Raw genomic sequence first — 17,129 nt, forward strand, 5'->3', positions numbered from 1 at the left:
GGTGTCCTGCACCGACGAGCTCCCGCTGGGCCTCGGCCACCTCGGGCCCGTCGAGGAGCGCGGCAAGCCGACCGCCGTCGCCCTGCCCCCGGCCCCGCGCGGCCGGTGCGCCGCCGACCGTGTACGCGCACCGCGGTGCCTCCTCGGCGGCGCCCGAGAACACCCTGGTCTCCGACGAGGTGGCCCGCCGGGCGGGCGCCGAGTGGATCGAGGACGATGTCCAGCCCAGCAAGGACGGCGTCCCGTACGTGCTGCACGACGACACCGTCGACCGCACCACCGACGGCACCGGCCGGATCCGCGACCTCACCGCCGCCCAGCTGGACGCGCTGGACGCCGGCTCCTGGTTCGCCCCGGCCTACGCGGGCACCCGGCTGCCGACCCTCGCCGCCCAGCTGGAGGACCTGCGCACCAGGGGCGGCAAGCTGCTGCTGGAGATCAAGGGGCCGCACACCCGGGACGAGGTCGCCCGGATCGTGCGCGAGGTGCGCGACCACGGCATGACCGACCGGGTCCTCGTGCAGAGCTTCGAGGTGGATGCCCTCCGCCACACCCGCGAACTGGCCCCCGAACTGCCGCTGGGCCTGCTCCGCGCCACCCTGGACACCGACCCGGTCGGCACCGCCCGCGAGCTCGGCCTGGCCGCCTACAACCCCTCGGACGACGCGCTCTCCGCGCGCCCCGGCGTGGTCCGGGACCTGCACGCCGCCGGGGTCGCGGTCAACGTCTGGACGGTCGACCGGCCGGCCCGCTGGAAGGCCCTCGCGGAGGAGGGCGTGGACGGCATCATCACCAACTGCCCGGCGGAGCTGGTCGGCTGGAACGCGGCCCGGTCGCCGTCCGGCGCCGCCGGTTAGGCTGCCCGGTCCGGAGAAGGAGAACGCGGCAGACGGTCGACCGGCGGACGACCGGAGCCCGGCGGAACGGCTCGGAGTCGGGCCGGCCCCGGTCACCGGGCCCTGCGGCCCCCGGAAGCCGGTGCACCCACGGGTGCGTGAGGCCGGCCGGCCAGCCGCGGGCCCGGGAAGTCGTGAGGCCGGCTACGCCCGGGTGAAGTCCCCGAAGGCCGGCCGCCCGGTGGGGCGGTAGCTCAGCAGCGCGGTGCCCGAGGCGGTGACGCGGGAGGCGGTCAGCTCGAAGGCGGTCGGTGGGCCGCCCTCGGGGAACAGCCGGATGCCTGCGCCGAGCGCCACCGGTGCGACCAGCAGGTGGTACTCGTCGATCAGGTCGTGACCCATCAGGGTGCGCGCCAGGGCGCCGCTGCCGTGGATCTGCAACTCGCCGTCGCCGTCGAGGCGCTCCTTCAGCCGGGCGACCTCGGCCGGGACGTCCCCGCCGAGCAGCGTGGTGTGCTGCCACCGCGGGTCGGTGAGGGTGTGGGTGGCGACGTACTTGGGCAGGCCGTTCAGCCTGGCGGCCACCGCGTCGGCCGGGTCGGTGATCCCGGGCCAGAACCCGGCGAAGATCTCGTACGTCCGCCGCCCCAGCAGGAAGGCCTGCGCACGCTCGAACACCTCACCGATGAACCGGTCCGTGTCCGGGTCGAAGAACGGCGCCAGCCAGCCGCCGTACGGGAAGCCGCCGGCCCGGTCCTCCTCCGGGCCGCCGGGGGCCTGCATGACGCCGTCGAGGGTGAGGAAGGTGGTGAGCGTGAGCCTGGCCATGGTGGGTCTCCCTGGGGTCCGTGCCGGTGGTCCCCCCACCGGCCAATCTCGCAGACCGCGGCTCCGAGGGGGGCCTGGCGCGCCGGGCACCGGACCGCGTCTGGGAGAGTGCGGGCATGACACCTCGGGTTCTCCGTTGCGCCCTCCTCGACGACTTCCAGGACGTCGCCTCCGGCATCGTGGACTGGTCGCCGCTGGCCGGCCGGGTCTCGCTGACCGCCTTCCGCGAGCACGCCGGCTCGGAGGACGAACTGGCCGCCGACCTGGCCGACTTCGACATCGTCGTGACCCTGCGCGAACGCGTGCCCTTCCCGGCCTCGCTGTTCGCCCGGCTGCCGAAGCTCAGACTGCTGATCGCCTCCGGCATGCGCAACTCGGTGATCGACTACGCGGCCGCCCGGGCCCACGGCGTGACCGTCTGCGGAACGGCCAGCTCCTCCACCCCGCCGGTCGAGCTGACCTGGGCGCTGCTGCTCGGACTCGCCCGCGGCCTCGTCCGGGAGAACACCGCGCTGCGCGAGGGCAGGCCCTGGCAGAGCACGGTCGGCGCCGACCTGCACGGCCGGGTGCTCGGACTGCTCGGCCTCGGGAAGATCGGCAGCCGGGTCGCCGAGGTCGGGCGCGCCTTCGGCATGGACGTGGTCGCCTGGAGCCGGAACCTGACCGACGAACGGGCCGCCGCGGCAGGCGTGCGCCGCGCCGCCACCAAGGAGGAACTGCTCGGCGGCAGCGACTTCGTGTCGATCCACCTCGCCTCGAACGAGGGCACCCGGGGACTCGTCGGCGCGGCCGAACTCGCCCTGATGAAGCCCGGGACCTACCTGGTCAACACCTCCCGGGCGGCGATCGTCGACCAGGACGCGCTGCTCGCCGCGCTCACCGGCGGAACGATCGCGGGCGCCGCCGTGGACGTCTTCGACATCGAGCCGCTGCCCGCCGACCACCCGATGCGCACCGCGCCCCGGCTGCTGGCCACCCCGCACCTCGGCTACGTCTCGCGGGACAACTACCGGCGCTACTACGGCGAGGCGGTGGAGGACATCGTGGCCTTCCTGGCGGGCGAACCGATCCGCCGACTGGACTGACGCCCGGTCTCCTGCCCCTCGGCCGCAGCGGCCGGCCTCTGCCTTCGCCTCTGCTTCCACCTCCGCCGCTGCCGCCGCCTCCGCCGCCCGCAGCGCCCCGGGTCGCATACTGACGGCATGACCGACCGCACGGCAGACCGCATGTCCGGCCCGGCGTCCGACCGTCCGACCGGCCGTACGACCGACCTCCGGACGCGCGCCGGCGGCGGCCCGGGCGCGGACCGGCGCACGGTGCTGAGGGCGGGCGCGGCGGCCCTGGTGCTGGGTGCGGCGGGCTGCACGAGCGGGGGCGGGCCGCGGGCCGCGGGGCCGAATCCGGGCGCGACGACGCCCGGCGCACCGAGCGGCACGCCGATGCCGACGAGCCCGATGCCGACCGCGACGCCCACCCCGTTGCCTCAGCCGCCGCTCTGGCAGCCCGGCCCGTCCGAGATCCAGCCCGACGTGAAGCGCCGCGCCGTCGAGCTGGTGGCCGCGCTCGGCGCCTGGCCGCCCGGCGGGCAGGGCGTGGAGGCGGCCCGGGCCCGGGTGGCGGCGCTCGGCCTGCCGCCCGCGCTGGCCGACCAGGCGGGCCCGCTGGCCCCGGCGGCGCCGGAGGCGAGCCTGGAGGTGATCGTCGCCCAGTACGGCGGGATCCTCGCCGACTCGGCGAGCGTGCTGGTGGTGTGCCGGCAGTGGATCCGGAGCCCGGACGGCTCGGTGGCCGAGGGCGGCACGACCGTGGACGTCCGGCTGAGCCGGGCCGAGCCGCGCTGGACCGTCACCGAGCTGCACCCGGGCGTCGCCGGCCCGGCGGCCGCCTCACCGCCGGCGGCGGTGGCCCGGGTGCTGGCCGAGCCGCGGATCGAGCTGCCGCCCGAGGCCGCGGCCGACCTGCGCAGCGGCACCGTCCACGAGAGTGTGCTGGAGGCGATGCTGCGGCTGGCCGGCCCGTACACGCTCTCGGTGAGCGTGGTGCGGACCGGCCACCCGCTGGACGTCTTCGGGACGACCCGGCCCAGCGACCATCCGCTGGGCCGGGCCTTCGACGTCTGGCGGATCGACGGCATGGCCGTGGTGGACGCGGCCACGCCCCGGCAACTGATCGCGTCCTTCATGCGGGACGCGGCCGCCGCCGGTTCCTACAACGTGGGCGGTCCGGTGGTGGTCCCGGGCGCCGGCAACCTGTTCTTCACCGACGACACCCACCACGACCACTGCCACGTCGGGTTCGACCACTAGAGCGCCGCACCTCAGTGCCCCGGGCGTCAGTTGACGTTGACGCCGCTCCAGGCCGCCGCGACGGCCTTGTACTCGGTGCTGGTCGCGCCGTAGAGGTCCTTGGCTGCGCTCAGCGACGCGGCGCGGGCGCCCTTGTAGTTGGTGGTGGAGGTCATGTACACGGTCAGTGCGCGGTACCAGATCTTGGCGACCTTCTGATTGCCGATGCCGGTCACCGTGGAGCTGTTGCAGGTGGGGCTGTTGTAGGTGAAGCCGTTGATGGTCTTGCTGCCGCTGCCCTCACTGGCGAGGTAGAACCAGTGGTTGCCGACGCCGGAGGAGTTGTGCACGTTCAGCTTGCCGACCGAGCTGCTCCAGCAGTCGGCCGAGGCGCCGTCCAGCGAGGGCTTGTCGAAGCGGCGCAGCCACGGCGGGGTGGACTGGTCGCTGAACAGGTAGTCGGGGGTGTCGACCTTGTTGTTGGCGTACCACTCGACCATGGTGCCGAAGATGTCGCTGGTGGACTCGTTGAGGCCGCCGGACTCGCCGCTGTAGCGCAGGTTGGCGGTGGCGCTGGTGACGCCGTGGGTCATCTCGTGGCCCATGGTGTCGAGGTCGACCTGCTCGGGGTCGTGGCTGCCGTCGCCGTCGCCGGTCATCATGCAGAAGCAGGCGTCGGACCACTGGGCGTTGTCCCAGTTGGTGCCGACGTGGACGAAGACGGTGGCGCCCTTGCCGTCGTTCTTGATGCCGTTCCGGCCGAAGGTGTTCTTGTAGTAGTCGTACGTCCAGGCGGTGTTGGCGTGGGCGTCGACGGCCGCGGTGGAGCGGTCGGTGGAGAACTTCCTGCCGTCGCCCCAGACGTTGGTGGTGCTGGTGAAGGCGGTGCCCGAGGAGGCCTTGACCGAGCTCGACGACAGGTTGTGGGCGTCCTTGGTGACGTGGCCGCGGACCGGGTCGGTCAGGGTGTAGCCGCCGCTGACCGGGGTGGTGTCGACGGTGACCGTGCCGGTGTACTCCGAGTTGCCGGTGCCGGAGGCCTGGTGCTCGGCGTCGTAGGCCTCGATCTGCTCGCCGGTGGTGGCGTCGGTGACGACGACCTTGCCGGCCGGCTGGCCGTGCTCGCCGGTGCCCTCGACGGTGGTGCGCCAGGCGAGGCGCGGGGTGCCGTCGGCGGCCCAGACGACCAGCTCGGGGGTGCTGACGGCGTCCCGGACGTCCGGGGCGGCGGAGAGCGCGTCGGCGGCGCCGTGCTGCGCGGCGACCTTGGGGGTGGTCGACTTCACGGCGGCGTCGTGGGCGGCCGCGCGCGAGGTGTCCTTCAACTTGCCCTTGGCGTCCTGGTGGACGACCAGGTCGCCGCCGACCACGGGCAGGCCCTGGTAGGTGCGGTCGAAGCGGACGTGCGAGGTGCCGTCGGCGTCGAGCACGACGTCCTTGAGCACGAGGTCCTGGCCGGCGCCGAAGCCGAAGACCGCCGCGTTGTGGGCGACGTTGGCGCGGGCCTGGGATATCGCGGCGCCGCGCGGGTCGGACGCGGCGGAGGCCGTGGCGGCGGGGACGGTCGCGCCGGCGAGGGCGGCGACGATCGCGATGGCTCCGGCCACGCGGGCACGGCGGAAGGAGGACGTGGGGGTCACTCTGACTCCAGTGGGGGTTAGCTGCAGGGATAGGAGCTGGTCAGAGATTGACGGCGATCAGTCAGGTCGAGCTAGAGGAAAGGTCATAACTTTGCCAAGTTGTGTCCTTGGGCAGTCAAAAATGATCAGAAGTTAACAAGCGGTCCACAGCCCTGTCGTGACGATCGACTACCTCCGGCGTGGCCCGCCGCCCCGCTCCCGGAAACCCGCGCGCCGGGACGGCGCAACGCCTAGGCTTCCGCCCCATGGACGGATGGGTGGAGGCCTGGACCGGCGGGCGGGCGGCGGTCCACGTGGGGGACGTCGCGGACTTCAACGCGCAGTTCTTCGCCCCCGGCATGGACGCCGCACAGCGCCTGCGCCGGCTGCGGCAGGCGCACCACTACGCCTGTCTGGCCGTCGGCTACAGCCCCGAACCGGCGCTGCTGGTGCTGCCCGCCGAGGTCGCCCCCGAGTGGACCGACTGGCTGGCCCGGGAGTTGGCCTGGGGCCCGGTCGAGGTGCACGGCGGCGTGGCGGCGGACCGCACGGTGGCCGAGGCCCTGGCCGCCCGCCCCGCCCTGACCACGCGGATCGCCGACTCCGGCGCACCCGTGGTGCGGTGGGGGCGGACGGCCGCGCAGGGCGAGGGGCCCGAACTGGCCGCCGCCCGCCGCTACGAGTCCAAGGCCGCCGCGCACGACCTGTTCGCCGCCCTGGCCCCCGACCACCCGGGCATCCGCCTCCCGCACCAGGAACGCCCGGACGGGCGGCGCCGGGCCGCCCGCAGGCTCACCGCGCTGGCCGCCCGCGGCCTGACCACCGTGCTGAAGAGCCCCTACGGCGTCGGCGGCTACGGCACCGTCGTGGTCGAGCCCGCCGAACTGCTCTCCGCCGGCGGCGGCGCGGCCCTGCTGCGGCGCCTGGTCCGCACCGAAGTCCTGCCGCCCGACGGCCCGTTGCTGCTGGAGGAGCACGTCGACCCGGGCCCGGCCGCCCGGCTGCGCGACCTCACCCACGACGCCGTGATCGGCCCCGACGGCACCGTCCACCCGGTCGGCGCGGGCGCCATGGACGTGGCCGGCACCCGCTACCAGGGCGTCACCGTCGGCCCCGGCGCGGTGCCGCAGGGCGCCGCCGCGACCGCCCGCCGGTTCACCCTGGCAGTGGGGGAGCGGCTCGCCGCCGAGGGCTACCGCGGCTGGTACGACGTCGACTTCGTCACCGACCGGGAACGCCGGCTCGCCCCCACCGAGATCAACCTGCGGCTCACCGGCCCCGCCGTCGCCTTCGCCCTGGCCGCCCGCCTCGACGAGGTGCGCGGCCCGGGCCACCTGGTCCGCACCCTGGACGGGATGCCGCTCGGCGCCAGGCTCGCCCCCGCCGCGCTGCACGACCACCTGGAACGGCTGCGGCCGCGCTGCGCCCGGCTCGGCGTCACCCTGCTCCCGCTGATCCCGACGGCCTGCCACGAGCCCGAACCCTTCGTCGGCCTCGCCCTCGCCGGGCCGGACACCGAGGCGCTGGACGCCGCCGAGGCCCTGGTCGCGGCCGCGAACCACGGGCTGGCCGGGATGTTCGAGGCGCTCAGGTGAGCCGCCGTCACGCCTGCCCGACCGGCGGCCGCCAGACCACGAAGCGGACCAGCACCAGCGCCGCCAGCATCAGCGGGATGTTGAACGCGAACACCAGCGCCGCCTCGCGCGGCCAGTCGGTGGCCCGGGTGAGCCGGTAGAGGTTGTCCTGCGGGCACCAGTTGACCAGCAGCCAGGTGATCGACAGATGGGTCAGCACCGACAGCCGGCGCGGCCGGCCCAGCCGCTGGACGGCCTCGAAACCACTGGCGAGGTACACGACCCCGGCGCCGAACGCGAGGTTCTCGCACAGGTAGAGCAGCCGGAACAGGGAGTCGTACGGGGCGGGGACGCCGCTGACGTCGGTCGCACCGGGGAAGAGCGCGTAGGTCACCGCCCAGGCGCCCGCGGCGAACAGCACGGTGCAGAAGACCGCCGCGCAGCCGTTCACGAAGCGCGAGTCCCCGGAGCCCGCGCCCCCGGCCTTGCCGCCGCCCTTGCCGCTCCGGCTCCCCGCCTTGGCGGAGCGCGGCGCGGTGTGCTCCGGCGGGGCGGGCAGCGGCAGGGCCGTGCGGTCCAACTTGCCCGCCCGGGTGCGCGGCAGCTCGGCCACCGGGACGACGGCGACGGGCACCGTGCGGCCCCTGAGCTCCGTCCCCAGGTACTGGGAGAGCGACCAGCCGTCCGCCCCGTCCGCGCCCGGCTCGGTCACCGCATAGCCCACCAGCTGCCGCTTCCCCGGCACCGGCTCCACCTCGACGACGGCCGCCTCCCGCACCGCCGGATGCCCGCGCAGCGCACCCTCCGCGTGGACCGCGGCCCGAACCCGCGCCAGCACACCGATCGGCGGCTGCGCGCCGAGCGGGCCGACCACCGTCGCGGCCCGGGCGGTGAACTCCAGGACGCCGTCCGCCCGCAGCACCCCGAGGTCGCCGGTCAGCAGCACCCGGCCGTCCGGGTCGAAGTCCGCGCGGACGAAGCGGCGGGCGGTGTCATCGGGCCGGCCGAGGTAGCCGCGGGTCAGGCCGGCGCCGCCGATCGCGATCTCGCCCGTCATGCCGTGCTTGGCGGGGGTGCCGTTCGGGCCCAGGACGTACACCCGGGTCCCGGGGAAGGGCCGGCCGACCAGCGAGACCCGCTCGGCGCCGTCGGCGGCGGCGGTGCCCTGCGCGTCGAAGTAGGTGCTGTCCACGGTGGCCTCGGCCAGGCCGTAGACGTTCAGCACCCTGGTCCCCTCGCCGAGCAGCCGCTGCAGGCCCAACTGCTCGTCCAGGTACCACTTCTCGGCGCCGACGGTGAGCAGCCGCACCCCGGGCAGGCCCGTGCCGGTCGCGGCCAGCAGGGCGGTGAGCCGGCGCGCGGTGCGGACGTTCAGCTCCAGGACGGTGATCCGCTCGGCGGTCACCAGGGCGGGCAGCGCGCCGAGGTCGGCGGTGCGGTCCAGGGTGAGGTTGAACGGGGTGACCACCAGGGTCGCGCCGGTGCACAGCGCCCGGACCCAGTCGGCGGTGAAGACGTCGAACTCCAGGCTCGCCGTCTGCAGGACGCGGTCCCCGGCGGTCAGCCCGTACACCTCGCGCCAGCCCTCGTACGCGGCCAGCAGATTGCGGTGCTCGACCAGCGCGCCGACGGGCAGGCCGGTGGATCCGGAGGTGTAGAAAACGCAGGCGAGGTCGTCCGGGCCGACCCCGGGCGGTGCGAACGGCGCCTTCGCGTCCGCCGCCGTGTCGACGCAGACCAGCTGCACCCCGCCCGCGTCCGCCAGCCGTACCCGGTGCTCCTCCTCGGTCACCAGGACGTCCGGCGCGGCGTCGGCCAGCAGGTGCCGCAGCAGCGCGTCGGGGGCGGTCGGCTCCAGCGGCACGTACGCCGCGCCCGTCTTCAGCACCGCCAGCAGCGCCACGTACACCTCGGTGCCCCGGCCCAGCGCGACGGCCGCCCGGCCGCCCGGGCCCAGCCCGCGCTCCGCCAGCACGGCGGCCAGCCGGTCCGCCCGCCCGTCCAGTTCCCGGTACGTCAGCTCGCGCTCGCCGCAGCGCACGGCCACCGCCGCCGGCGCCCGGCGTGCCTGCTCCTCGACCAGCCCGTGCAGTGTCCCGGTCCGCTCGGCATCCACCGTCATCCCGCCTCCCCCTTGTCCCCTTGCCCCCTCGGAGGCACGATCCTCCTCCCAACTCCCCTCGGGCAACAGGGTTCTGGCTGGTCCACCCTTCGGACGGCCCGGCCCCGCCCGGGCCGACGGTTGTACTCTGCATGCGGACGGAGGGCGCCGGCCCGCCCGGCGCCGCGATCGGAGAGCAATCCCCCATGAGTGAGCATTTCGACGGCCCACTGCTGCGCACCCGGGACGTGGACGTCGTGCGCGACGGCCGCCACCTGCTGCGCGGCATCACCCTCGACATCCGGCCCGGCGAGCACTGGGCGCTGCTCGGCCCCAACGGGGCGGGCAAGTCCACCCTGCTCGCGCTGCTCGGCGCGGTCTCCCACCCGACCCGGGGCGAGGTGGACGTGCTCGGCCGCCGGCTCGGCCGGGTCGACATCCGCGAGCTGCGCTCCCACCTCGGGCACGTCAACCCGCGCCACCCGCTGCGCTCACCGCTGACCGTCCGCGAGGTCGTGCTCACCGGGCACACCAACACCATCGAGCCCGAGCTGCACCGCAAGCCGGCCCCGGAGGTGCTGGAGCGGGCCGAGCGGCTGATCGAGACGCTCGGCATGGGCGCGATGGCCGAGGCGCCGTGGACCACCCTCTCCCAGGGCGAGCGCGGCCGGGCCCTGATCGCCCGCGCCCTGATGCCCGCCCCGCGCCTGCTGCTGCTCGACGAGCCCGCCACCGGGCTGGACCTGACCGCCCGGGAGCTGCTGCTCGACAGCCTGGACCTGCTGCGCCACCAGCACCCGGAACTGGCCGGCGTGCTGGTCACTCACCACCTGGAGGAACTGCCGGAGAGCACCACCCACGCCCTGCTGCTGCGCGCCGGCGAGTGCGTGGCAGCCGGACCGGTGGACGAGGTGATGACCACCGAGCTGATCAGCGCGACCTTCGGCCACCCGATCCGGATCAGCCGCCACGAGGGCCGCTGGACGGCCCGGGCCGCCGCCCGCCGCACACCGGGAAGGTAACGGTTCAGGGGGTGGGTGTGGACGTTGAGACATCCTTACGTAAGGTATGCCTTAGCTAACGACGGGGGCCCACCCCCGCCGGCCCCCGCACTACCTCGGCACCCCCATGCCCTTTTCCGTTGGAGCACGCATGTCCGCCCGTCGCCGTTCCACCGCAGCCGCGCTGCTCACCCTCGCCGTGGCGACCGCTACCCTGGCCGGCTGCGCGTCCAAGAAGGACGACAAGGCGGGCTCCTCCGACGCGGTCACGGTGAACGCCAGTGACACCGCGTGCGAGGTGTCCAAGACCACCTTCCCGGCCGGCCACGTCGTGCTGGACATCAGCAACAAGGGCTCCAAGACCACCGAGGTCTACGTCTACGGCGACGGTGACAAGATCATCACCGAGCGCGAGAACATCGGCCCCGGTACCAAGGCCAGCATCAACGCCGAGATCAAGGCCGGCTCGTACGAGATCGCCTGCAAGCCCGGCATGGTCGGCGACGGCATCCGCCAGAAGATCACCGTGTCCGGCGGCAGCGGCAGTGCCGCCCCGGCCGACCCGCGCCTGGCCGCCGCCGTCGACGCCTACCGCACGTACGCCCAGCAGCAGGCCGACGCCACCATCCCGGCCGTCCAGGCCTTCGCCGACGCGATCAAGGCCGGTGACCTGGAGAAGGCCAAGTCGCTGTTCGCGGCCTCGCGCACCGGCTGGGAGCGCACCGAGCCGGTCGCCGAGAGCTTCGGCGACGTCGACCCCAAGACCGACACCCGCGAGGACAAGGTCGAGGCCGGCCAGCAGTGGACCGGCTGGCACAAGCTGGAGAAGTCGCTCTGGTCCGACGCCAGGATCGGCGACGACGAGAAGAAGCTCGCCGACCAGCTGGTCAACGACCTCAAGGACTGGCAGGCGAAGATCCCCGCCGCCGAGATCACCGCGACCAGCATGGCCAACGGCGCCAAGGAGCTGCTGGACGAGGTCGCCACCAACAAGATCACCGGTGAGGAGGACCGCTACAGCCACACCGACCTGGCCGACTTCCAGGCCAACGTCGAGGGCGCGCAGAAGGCCTACGAGCTGCTGAAGCCGGTCGCCTCCGAGAAGGACACGGAGCTGGCCAAGACGCTGGACTCCGAGTTCGCCGCCATCAACGCCCTGCTCGCCAAGTACAAGCAGGCCGACGGCACCTTCACCTCCTACGACAAGGTCACCGAGGCCGAGCGCAAGACCTTCTCCGACGCGGTCAACTCGCTGGGCGAGCCGCTGTCGAAGCTGGCCGCCGCCGTGGTCGTCAAGTAACCGACCACGCGCACCCGGCACCACCCCACCGACGCCGCGGCGGCCCGAACCGGTCGCCGCGGCATCCGTGAGCCGGCGCACAGCAGTCCAGCACCACAGCAGTCGAGCACCCCGAGCAGTTCAGCACCGAGAAGGGCCAGCCCACCGATGGACGCCGAGAACGAGCAGCAGAACGGGACGCCGGCCACCGCCGACGCCACCGCGACCAAGGGCGCCGTCAGCCGTCGCGCCGTCATCGGCTGGGCCGGTGCGGGCGTCGCGCTCGGCGCCGCGGCCGTCGGCTCGGTCGCCGCGGCCACCAACCAGGACGACCCCGCCCCGGCGGCCGCCGCCCCGGCCGGCGCCGAGGTGCCGTTCTACGGCGACCACCAGTCCGGCATCGCCACCCCGGTCCAGGACCGTCTGCACTTCGCCGCCTTCGACGTCTCCGAGAAGGCCACCCGGGACTCCCTGGTCAAGCTGCTCAAGGACTGGACCAAGGCGGCCGCCGCGATGACCGGCGGCCGCGAGGTCGGCACCGGCGCCGCCACCGGCCTGCCCGAGGCGCCGCCGGACGACACCGGCGAGGCCCTCGGCCTGCCCGCCTCCCGGCTCACCCTCACCATCGGCTTCGGCCCGAGCCTCTTCGAGAAGGCCGGCCCGGACGGGCAGCCGACCGACCGCTTCGGCCTCAAGGCCAAGCGCCCCGAGGCCCTGATCGACCTGCCGGGCTTCAAGGGCGACAAGCTCGACCCGAACCGCAGCGGCGGCGACATCTGCATCCAGGCCTGCGCCGACGACCCCCAGGTCGCCGTGCACGCGATCCGCAACCTGGCCCGGATCGGCATGGGCACCGTCAGCATCCGCTGGTCGCAGCTCGGCTTCGGCAAGACCTCCTCCACCACCCCGGACGCGCAGACCCCGCGCAACCTGATGGGCTTCAAGGACGGCACCCACAACATCGCGGGCACCGACACCGGGAAGCTCGCCGACCACGTCTGGGCCGCCCCCGGCGACGGCCCCGAGTGGATGACCGGCGGCTCCTACCTCGTCGCCCGGCGCATCCGGATGCACATCGAGACCTGGGACCGCACCTCGCTCAAGGAGCAGGAGGACGTCTTCGGCCGCACCAAGGGCGAGGGCGCCCCGTACGGCAAGGCCAAGGAGCACGACGCGCCCGACCTCAAGGCGATGCCCGCCGACTCGCACGTCGCTCTCGCCCACCCGGACGCCAACAGCGGCCTGATGATCCTGCGCCGCGGCTTCTCCTTCACCGACGGCACCGACGGCCTCGGCCGCCTGGACGCCGGCCTGTTCTTCCTCGCCTACCAGCGCGACACCCGCAAGGCCTTCGTGCCGCTGCAGACCCGCCTGGCATCGAGCGACAAGCTCAACGAGTACATCCAGCACGTCGGCTCCGCCCACTTCGCCTGCCCGGCGGGCGTGCGCAAGCCGGGGGAGTGGTGGGGCCAGGCCCTGTTCGGCTGACCCGCCGCCACCCCCGTACGTACCACCTCTTCACCCCCAGGGAGCCAGCGTGTTCGGCAACTACCTGATCGGCCTGCGTGAGGGCCTCGAAGCCAGCCTGGTCGTCTGCATCCTGATCGCCTACCTGGTCAAGACCGACCGCAAGGACAAACTGCCGCCGGTCTGGTTCGGCGTCGGCGCGGCCGTCGTCCTCTCGATGGCCTTCGGCGCGGTGCTGCAGTTCGGCTCCTCGCAGCTCACCTTCGAGGCCCAGGAGGCGCTCGGCGGCTCGCTGTCGATCATCTCGGTCGGCCTGGTGACCTGGATGGTGTTCTGGATGCGGCGCACCGCCCGGCACCTCAAGACCGAGCTGCACGGCAAGCTGGACGCCGCGCTCGCGATGGGCACCACGGCCCTGGTGGTCACCTCCTTCCTGGCCGTCGGCCGCGAGGGCCTGGAGACCGCGCTGTTCATCTGGTCGGCCGTGCAGGCCACCGACGACGGCTGGAACCCGCTGGTCGGCGCCGCGCTCGGCCTGCTCACCTCGGTGGTCCTCGGCTGGCTGTTCTACCGCGGTGCACTGAAGATCAACCTGGCCAAGTTCTTCACCTGGACCGGCGCGATGCTGGTCGTGGTCGCGGCCGGCGTGCTCGCCTACGGCGTGCACGACCTGCAGGAGGCCGGCTGGCTGCCCGGCCTGCACAGCACGGCCTTCGACATCTCCAGCACCATCCCCAAGGACAGCTGGTACGGCACCCTGCTGAAGGGCGTGTTCAACTTCCAGCCCGACCCGACGGTGCTGCAGCTGGTCGTCTGGCTGCTCTACCTCGTCCCGACGCTGGCCGTGTTCTTCAACGTCATCGGCGGCGGCAGCAAGAGCAGGCCCACCCAGCCCGTCACGGCGAAGCCGGCCGCCTGACCCGGCTGCCTGACCCGGCTGCCTGACCTGGCAGTCCGACCGCACCGCCCCGCCCGGCACCCGCCGGGCGGGGCGGTGTCGTTTCGCCATGGGTGCGTCATGGGTGCGTCACAGCCGGAACCGGCCCGGTCGCGGCCACCGTGCTCCGGGGTGGAACTGCCGATCACCCACCCATCGGGGGACCATGACCGTTCGCAGGCCTGCCAGGACCGCCGCCGCACTGACGGTGCTCGCCGCCGCCGGGCTGCTGACCGCGTGCAACGACGACGCGGGGGCGGGCGCGCAGCCGGCGCCGACGGTCACGGTCAGCCTGCAGCCCTCCAGCCAGGGCGTGGTGTTCGCCGGGCCGTGACGCGCGGAGCCCGGGGCGCCCGACACGTCGGGCCCCGAGCCGTGACACGCCGGGCCTCGGGCCGTGACACGCGGGAGCCCCCGGGACGGTTCGACCGAACCGTCCCGGGGGCTCCCGTGCCCCGGGCTACTCGCTCTTGATGGCGCCCAGGATGTCCAGCTTCGCCGCCTTGTAGGCCGGCCAGAGGGCGGCCAGCAGGCCGACCACGGCGGCCGCGAGCAGGAAGGAGAGGATCTGCACCGGCGGGACCTCGGTGGTGATGCCCTTGAAGGTGTCCGCCAGGGTGCGCAGGCCCGCCCAGGCGACCACGACGCCGAGCACGACCCCGACCAGCCCGCCGAACAGCGCGATCAGCAGCGACTCCAGGCGGACCATCCGGCGGATGCCGAGCCGGTCCAGGCCGATCGCCCGCAGCATGCCGATCTCCCGGCGGCGCTCGAACACCGACATCGCCATGGTGTTGACCACACCGAGCACCGCGATCACCACGGACATCCCGAGCAGCCCGTACATCATGGTGAGGATGTCGGTGACGATCTGGCGGTTCTCCGCCTTGATGTCCTTCTCGCCCTTGACGGCGATCAGCGGGTTGCCGCCGGTCGCGTCGCGCAGCGCCTGCTTCAGCTTCTCGGTCGGGCCGTCGGTGCCCTTCACCAGGACCTTGCTCGGGCCGGTGCCCGGCGCGGCGTGCGGGCCGACCACGGCATCGGGGGCGACGATCCCGTGCAGCGCGCTGCTGGACTCCAGGATGCCGCCGACGGTCAGCGAGCCCTTGGTGCCGTCCGGGTAGGTGAAGGCGAGGGTCTCGCCGAGCTTGTAGCGGCTGGTCCCGGAGGTCCCGGCGCTCACCAGCACCTTGCCCTGCTTGAGGGCGTCCGCGGCGCCCTCCTTGATCTTGAGCGTCGCCAGCTGGTCGATGGTTGCGGCGTCCACGCCGGTCAGCCACTCGGTGTCCGCGTCGTCCGCGCCCTCCTGGCCGTCGGCTCCGGCCGCACCGGCCGCACCGATCGTCACGGGGACGGTGCGGTCCACGCTCATCGCGCTGACGCCGGGCGCCTTGGCGATCTGGGTGGCGACCTCGGGGGAGAGCATCGAGTAGTTCTGCATGGTGACCGTGAAGTCGGCCTTGAGGTCGCTCGCGGTCGCCTTGTCCACGGCCTTGTTCACCGAGGCTCCGACCACGGTCAGCGCGGTGATCAGGGTGACGCCGATGGTCAGCGCCGAGGCGGTGGCCGCGGTACGGCGCGGATTGCGGATCGCGTTCTCCTTGGCCAGCCGGCCCGGGGTGCCGTACAGCCCGCGCAGCAGCGGGGCGAACAGCGCGATCAGCGGGCGGGACAGCAGCGGGGTCAGCACGAACACGCCGATCAGCAGGGCGCCCGCGCCGGCGCCGACCAGCTTGACCTCCTTGCTCACCGCACCCGCCGCCAGGCCGGCCGCGCCGGCCAGGGCGAAGACCAGACCGATGGTGTTGCGGACCACCAGGCTCTTCTGGGTGGCGGGCTGCTCGGACGAACTCATCGCCGCCACCGGGGCGATCCGGGACGCGCGGCGGGCCGGGAGCCAGGCGGCGACCAGGGTCACCAGGACGCCGACCGCGATCGCGGCGACGACCGTGGCCGGGGCGATGACCAGCGGGCCGTCCGGCAGGTTGGCCTCCATCGGGCCGTTCAGCAGCGCCCGGAGCCCGGCGGCGATCCCGATGCCGGCCACCAGGCCGGCCACCGAGGCGGTCAGGCCGACCAGGACCGCCTCGATCTTCACGGAGCGGGTGATCTGCTTGCGGCTGGCGCCGATGGCGCGCAGCAGGGCCAGCTCCTTGGTGCGCTGGGCGACCAGCATGGTGAAGGTGTTGGCGATGATGAAGATGCCGACGAAGAGCGCGATGCCCGCGAAGACCAGCAGGGCGGTGCTCATGCCCTTGGTGCCCTGCTGGATCATCCGGTCCTGCTCGTCGGCCAGTTCGCGGCCGGTCCGGGCGTCGATGTTGTCGCCGTGCGGGACGGCCTGCTTGACGGCGGCGAGCAGCGCGGAGTCGTCGGTGCCCGGCTTGGCCTTGACGTCCAGCTCGCCGAACCGGCCCGGCGTGAGGTAGAGCTGCTGGGCGGTCGCGGTGTCGAAGGCGGCCAGCGAGCCGCCGGCCGTGACGCGCGGGTCGTTGGTGCGCAGGGTGCCGGTGAGCTTGAGCTCCATCACCGGGCCGTTGACGGCCACCCGCACGGTGTCGCCGACCTTGTACGCGCCCTTCTCGGCGGTCTTGGCGTCCAGCGCGATCTCGGTGGCGTTGTTCGGGCCGCGGCCCTCGACCAGCGGGTAGCGCGGGTCGGTTCCGTCGGCGCCCGGCACGTAGTTGGTGCCGGTGGTGGAGAAGCCGTTGCCGATCAGCGCGCCCTTCTTGTCGGCGATGCCGGCGAAGCCGCTGACGACGCCGCGCGCCTCGGCGGCGCCGGGCAGCGCGGCGACGGCCCGGCGGGTGTCCTCGGTGAGGGTCCGGCCGGTGCCGGCCTTCCCGCTGTGGTCGTAGCCGCGGCCGACCGCCTCCCGGTCGCTGACCGTGACGGCGATGTCGGTGTAGCTCTTGGAGTTCTGGGACCTGAGCGCGCTGCCGAGCGTGTCGGTGAAGACGAGTGTGCCGGCCACGAAGGCGGTGCCGAGCATGACGGCCAGCGTCGTCATGAGCAGTCGGCCCTTGTGGGCCAGCACATTGCGCAATGCGGTGCGGAACATGAGGGGTTGTCAGTCCTGGGGTGTTCGGGGGGCGGGTGGCTTCGGGGCTTCGGGCTGTCGGAGCGTCAGCTGGTGCGGCCCTTGGCGTCGAAGCGGCGCATGCGGTCCAGGACGGTGTCGGCGGTGGGGTGGTGGAGTTCG

13 protein-coding genes are annotated in these 17,129 nt (G+C 73.7%); 9 read left to right on the forward strand and 4 right to left on the reverse strand.

Going from position 1 to position 17,129, the window contains the following annotated elements:
* Window positions 1–119: 119 nt before the first annotated feature.
* Complete coding sequence (locus AB0D10_RS44530; protein WP_360268277.1) at window positions 120–857, forward strand: glycerophosphodiester phosphodiesterase family protein; 738 nt, start codon at window positions 120–122, stop codon at window positions 855–857.
* Between the two features lie 183 nt (window positions 858–1,040).
* Here AB0D10_RS44530 and AB0D10_RS44535 read toward each other — a convergent pair whose 3' ends face one another.
* Window positions 1,041–1,664 (reverse strand): dihydrofolate reductase family protein, encoded by a 624-nt coding sequence (locus AB0D10_RS44535; RefSeq protein WP_360268280.1) that lies wholly within the window; start codon window positions 1,662–1,664, stop codon window positions 1,041–1,043.
* Between the two features lie 116 nt (window positions 1,665–1,780).
* Between AB0D10_RS44535 and AB0D10_RS44540 the strand changes: the two genes are divergently transcribed.
* Both AB0D10_RS44540 and AB0D10_RS44545 read left to right on the forward strand, forming a co-directional pair.
* Window positions 1,781–2,749, forward strand: coding sequence for a D-2-hydroxyacid dehydrogenase family protein (locus AB0D10_RS44540; RefSeq protein ID WP_360268283.1), 969 nt, complete (start codon window positions 1,781–1,783; stop codon window positions 2,747–2,749).
* Window positions 2,750–2,866: 117 nt separating this feature from the next.
* Window positions 2,867–3,970, forward strand: a complete 1,104-nt coding sequence (locus AB0D10_RS44545; protein WP_360268285.1) for a hypothetical protein — start codon at window positions 2,867–2,869, stop codon at window positions 3,968–3,970.
* A 26-nt stretch (window positions 3,971–3,996) separates the two neighbouring features.
* On the opposite strand, the gene AB0D10_RS44550 is transcribed toward AB0D10_RS44545, so the two are convergent.
* Complete coding sequence (locus tag AB0D10_RS44550) at window positions 3,997–5,589, reverse strand: M4 family metallopeptidase (RefSeq protein ID WP_360268288.1); 1,593 nt, start codon at window positions 5,587–5,589, stop codon at window positions 3,997–3,999.
* A gap of 245 nt (window positions 5,590–5,834) precedes the next feature.
* Between AB0D10_RS44550 and AB0D10_RS44555 the strand changes: the two genes are divergently transcribed.
* The gene (locus AB0D10_RS44555; protein ID WP_360268292.1) at window positions 5,835–7,163 is read left to right on the forward strand and encodes a hypothetical protein; all 1,329 of its coding nucleotides are present in this window, start codon (window positions 5,835–5,837) and stop codon (window positions 7,161–7,163) included.
* A gap of 7 nt (window positions 7,164–7,170) precedes the next feature.
* Here AB0D10_RS44555 and AB0D10_RS44560 read toward each other — a convergent pair whose 3' ends face one another.
* Window positions 7,171–9,264 (reverse strand): AMP-binding protein, encoded by a 2,094-nt coding sequence (locus tag AB0D10_RS44560; protein ID WP_360268294.1) that lies wholly within the window; start codon window positions 9,262–9,264, stop codon window positions 7,171–7,173.
* A 185-nt stretch (window positions 9,265–9,449) separates the two neighbouring features.
* Between AB0D10_RS44560 and AB0D10_RS44565 the strand changes: the two genes are divergently transcribed.
* From AB0D10_RS44565 to AB0D10_RS44585, 5 genes are all read left to right on the forward strand, one after another.
* Window positions 9,450–10,265: an ATP-binding cassette domain-containing protein gene (locus AB0D10_RS44565; protein WP_360268297.1), complete on the forward strand. Its 816-nt coding sequence runs from the start codon at window positions 9,450–9,452 to the stop codon at window positions 10,263–10,265.
* 130 nt (window positions 10,266–10,395) lie between these two features.
* The gene (efeO, locus tag AB0D10_RS44570; protein ID WP_360268300.1) at window positions 10,396–11,544 is read left to right on the forward strand and encodes an iron uptake system protein EfeO; all 1,149 of its coding nucleotides are present in this window, start codon (window positions 10,396–10,398) and stop codon (window positions 11,542–11,544) included.
* A 147-nt stretch (window positions 11,545–11,691) separates the two neighbouring features.
* Window positions 11,692–13,011 carry an iron uptake transporter deferrochelatase/peroxidase subunit gene (gene efeB, locus AB0D10_RS44575; protein WP_360268303.1) on the forward strand — a complete coding sequence of 440 codons (1,320 nt, stop codon included), beginning with the start codon at window positions 11,692–11,694 and terminating at the stop codon, window positions 13,009–13,011.
* A gap of 49 nt (window positions 13,012–13,060) precedes the next feature.
* Window positions 13,061–13,909 carry an iron uptake transporter permease EfeU gene (gene efeU / locus AB0D10_RS44580; protein ID WP_360268306.1) on the forward strand — a complete coding sequence of 283 codons (849 nt, stop codon included), beginning with the start codon at window positions 13,061–13,063 and terminating at the stop codon, window positions 13,907–13,909.
* A 184-nt stretch (window positions 13,910–14,093) separates the two neighbouring features.
* Window positions 14,094–14,261: a hypothetical protein gene (locus AB0D10_RS44585; protein ID WP_360268309.1), complete on the forward strand. Its 168-nt coding sequence runs from the start codon at window positions 14,094–14,096 to the stop codon at window positions 14,259–14,261.
* A gap of 126 nt (window positions 14,262–14,387) precedes the next feature.
* Here the strand turns inward: AB0D10_RS44585 and AB0D10_RS44590 are convergent, their stop codons facing one another.
* Window positions 14,388–16,988: an ABC transporter permease gene (locus AB0D10_RS44590; RefSeq protein WP_360268311.1), complete on the reverse strand. Its 2,601-nt coding sequence runs from the start codon at window positions 16,986–16,988 to the stop codon at window positions 14,388–14,390.
* Window positions 16,989–17,129: the final 141 nt, after the last annotated feature.

The sequence above is a fragment of the Kitasatospora sp. NPDC048545 genome (genome assembly GCF_040651155.1).
Lineage (GTDB): Bacteria > Actinomycetota > Actinomycetes > Streptomycetales > Streptomycetaceae > Kitasatospora.

Bases quoted from the DNA above. Each gene is read 5' to 3' on its own strand.
- AB0D10_RS44535 (WP_360268280.1), bottom strand. From the start codon at position 1,664: ATGGCCAGGCTCACGCTCACCACCTTCCTCACCCTCGACGGCGTCATG.
- AB0D10_RS44540 (WP_360268283.1), top strand. From the start codon at position 1,781: ATGACACCTCGGGTTCTCCGTTGCGCCCTCCTCGACGACTTCCAGGAC.
- AB0D10_RS44545 (WP_360268285.1), top strand. From the start codon at position 2,867: ATGACCGACCGCACGGCAGACCGCATGTCCGGCCCGGCGTCCGACCGT.
- AB0D10_RS44555 (WP_360268292.1), top strand. From the start codon at position 5,835: ATGGACGGATGGGTGGAGGCCTGGACCGGCGGGCGGGCGGCGGTCCAC.
- AB0D10_RS44560 (WP_360268294.1), bottom strand. From the start codon at position 9,264: ATGACGGTGGATGCCGAGCGGACCGGGACACTGCACGGGCTGGTCGAG.
- AB0D10_RS44565 (WP_360268297.1), top strand. From the start codon at position 9,450: ATGAGTGAGCATTTCGACGGCCCACTGCTGCGCACCCGGGACGTGGAC.
- efeO (WP_360268300.1), top strand. From the start codon at position 10,396: ATGTCCGCCCGTCGCCGTTCCACCGCAGCCGCGCTGCTCACCCTCGCC.
- efeB (WP_360268303.1), top strand. From the start codon at position 11,692: ATGGACGCCGAGAACGAGCAGCAGAACGGGACGCCGGCCACCGCCGAC.
- AB0D10_RS44585 (WP_360268309.1), top strand. From the start codon at position 14,094: ATGACCGTTCGCAGGCCTGCCAGGACCGCCGCCGCACTGACGGTGCTC.
- AB0D10_RS44590 (WP_360268311.1), bottom strand. From the start codon at position 16,988: ATGTTCCGCACCGCATTGCGCAATGTGCTGGCCCACAAGGGCCGACTG.